The organism is Stutzerimonas nitrititolerans (genome assembly GCF_003696285.1).
Classification (GTDB): Bacteria; Pseudomonadota; Gammaproteobacteria; order Pseudomonadales; family Pseudomonadaceae; genus Stutzerimonas; species Stutzerimonas nitrititolerans.
In genome coordinates, this window is record NZ_RFFL01000040.1 from 1 (window position 1) to 2,335 (window position 2,335).

The 2,335-nt window shown below is 58.5% G+C and carries 5 protein-coding genes; 4 read left to right on the forward strand and 1 reads right to left on the reverse strand.

Translation table 11 applies throughout. From position 1 onward, the window contains the following. Positions 1-142: 142 nt before the first annotated feature. Both EA795_RS20500 and EA795_RS20505 read left to right on the forward strand, forming a co-directional pair. Entirely contained in the window at positions 143-325 is a 183-nt protein-coding gene (locus EA795_RS20500; RefSeq protein ID WP_122079164.1) for a Com family DNA-binding transcriptional regulator, read from the forward strand. A gap of 11 nt (positions 326-336) precedes the next feature. Further along, the gene (locus EA795_RS20505) at positions 337-1,083 is read left to right on the forward strand and encodes a hypothetical protein (protein ID WP_147456326.1); all 747 of its coding nucleotides are present in this window, start codon (positions 337-339) and stop codon (positions 1,081-1,083) included. Positions 1,084-1,288: 205 nt separating this feature from the next. On the opposite strand, the gene EA795_RS20510 is transcribed toward EA795_RS20505, so the two are convergent. Further along, on the reverse strand, positions 1,289-1,504 hold the full coding sequence (locus EA795_RS20510; protein WP_240645056.1) for a hypothetical protein: 216 nt from the start codon (positions 1,502-1,504) through the stop codon (positions 1,289-1,291). 131 nt (positions 1,505-1,635) lie between these two features. Between EA795_RS20510 and EA795_RS20515 the strand changes: the two genes are divergently transcribed. Both EA795_RS20515 and EA795_RS20520 read left to right on the forward strand, forming a co-directional pair. Beyond that, positions 1,636-2,022: an HNH endonuclease signature motif containing protein gene (locus tag EA795_RS20515; protein ID WP_170162255.1), complete on the forward strand. Its 387-nt coding sequence runs from the start codon at positions 1,636-1,638 to the stop codon at positions 2,020-2,022. 98 nt (positions 2,023-2,120) lie between these two features. Beyond that, positions 2,121-2,335: hypothetical protein (locus tag EA795_RS20520; protein WP_205891511.1), on the forward strand; the 215-nt coding region annotated here is incomplete at its 3' end.

Sequence of the window (2,335 nt, forward strand, 5' to 3'; positions counted from 1 at the left end):
CAAGAAAAGAAGAGGGCTCCTAGAGCTGATGCGCCAACATCAGCCCTAGGCGCCAACCTGCAGAGCGAACCTGCAAGCCAGCCAAGGCCCCCCGCACTCGCGAGTGCCGGGCGAGCCTAGCAGATACCAGAAGGCTTTGCAGATGATGAGAGATTGCCGATGTGGCAAGTGCAACAGACTTCTCGCCCGCGTGGGTGAGTACAGCAGTATCCAGATCAAGTGCTCGCGTTGCGGGACCTTGAATCACTTGAAGACCGAGAGTCTCGTCACCTCGCCAGTGAGCGATCAGGAAGCGGCTCAAGCCGCCATTCAAATCAATCATTGAGGAACGAACTCATGAAAGCATCTCGTAAATTCTTTGCTCTGGCTGCCCTGGCCGTCGCTGGAGCGGCGTCGCTGCATACTTCGGTAGCCATGGCCGACACGGTCGTCCAGTGCAACAACATTTCACGCCCGGCCGGCTATCTGACGGTCGAAACTGACATCCCCAACCCTACCTGCGTGACCTACAAGGCGAACAAGTACCAGACTCCTCAAAACGGTCTGACCATCGTTTACCCGGCTGAGCTGCCGACTCTCGACGCGCAGTTCGGGGTCACGAGCGTTACGGGCACGATGTATTCGCCGCGTTACGTGATCGGGCAGATCGTGGATAAGGGCGTTTACTGCGCCTACAAGATGTCCTCCTACAACTACGTTGCGGTATCCAACGGGTACCTGGGCGTGTGTGCAGGCGGTTCGGGCGTTCCCAACTCGGTGAAGATGCACAAGCTGCTGAAGGCCGAGGTCAAGGGCTCGGCAGGATCGCCTGCGAAGTTGACGATCAACCTCAATCCGGCGGTGAGCGGCACCTTCAACTATGCGGTGCGTACCACGGCAACCCTGAACGGTGCGTCTACCAAGGTCGTGAAGACCGGCCTTACTGGCAACAAGGGTTACACGCTGAGTGAGCTGGCTCCGACGCTGGTTACCAAGGCTCAGCAGGGTGCAACCTTCAGCTTTGAAACCGAAGTGTTCGGTGGCCCGACTTCCATGGCGATGGAAACTGTTACGGCTACTGGTGCTCAGCTGATCGGCAAGTAACCGAGCTGCTGTGCAGAAGCCCTGGGTCGTCCAGGGCTTTTTATTTTCTTCATTGGGTGGCGGGCGAACTGATCAACGCGTGCTGCTGTGTGCAGCAGGCGCCCTGTTGAGTTCGCGTTGATCCAGTATCGCCGATGCAAGCAGCGGGCCGCTGCTGGTTGGCGTAGATCGATAGGTGTGCCGCGGAGACCTGCGGCATCCGCTCTCAAAAATTGTTGAGTGCGGCTTGGATTTGATCAGCGTACTGCGCCAGATTGTCTAGCTCGCTATCAAGGTGGGTCCCGTTTGTTGGTGCGGCTGCAACCCGTGCGGCGATCAATTCAAGTGCGGCTGCCACCGCAATAGAACGCTTACGCGCCGCGGACGCGTGCTCATACGAGGCATTTGTGTTACCGGCTAGAGCCATCGTTATTTCGCTCATGCGAGCTTCTCCTGATCGAGATGGTGGTCAGACTTACATGACGGCAGTTTGCCGCATTTCAATCCCCTGTTCGAAGCTTTCTTGCTGCCAGGAACGATGAGGCACAGGCAATGCCAGTTAGACCTCCGCGTATGTGCGCTGAACCGGGATGCTCGAGGCCGTCCACTCCCGGCTCCCATCGTTGCAGGACGCACAAGGCACAAGTAGACGCCAGGCGAACCGAGCAACGAAAGGCGGCCCACCGCGACTACAACCTTCGCCGAGACGAGTCAGACGGCTTCTACAAGACCGAGCGCTGGAAGAAGCTGAGCGCTTACTACCGCAAGCGTTATCCGGTATGTGAGTACTGCAACAACGCCGCGAGCGATATCACCGACCACGTCAAGCCCTACAAGACGCATCCTGAGCTGGGCCTGGAGTGGGACAACCTGCGGGCCTTGTGTAGGCCTTGCCACAACCGAATAGGCGAGCAGATCGGATTGGCTGGCCGCCAGGACGGAACCACCCGCAGGGGGTAGGGCGGGTCGAAAGTCTGTTGAAAATCGGCGCCCGAACGACGGGGGGAGCCAAATTTTCACACCGTCAAAATTCATATTTGAAAGTCTGAGGTAGCGAGATGGCACGCAAGCCGACCGCTCCGCACCTCAAGGTCCTGCAAGGCACCAGCCGCCCGGATCGCGAAGTGCCGGATGCGCCCGAGTACGACCTGATCGAGGAGTTTCCCGATCCACCTATCCACCTGAATGCCGATGGCGCTGACATGTGGAACCGTCTTGGTCCGCAGCTAGTGGCTGCGCGCGTGCTTCAAGTCGTTGACCTGTTTTCGCTGGA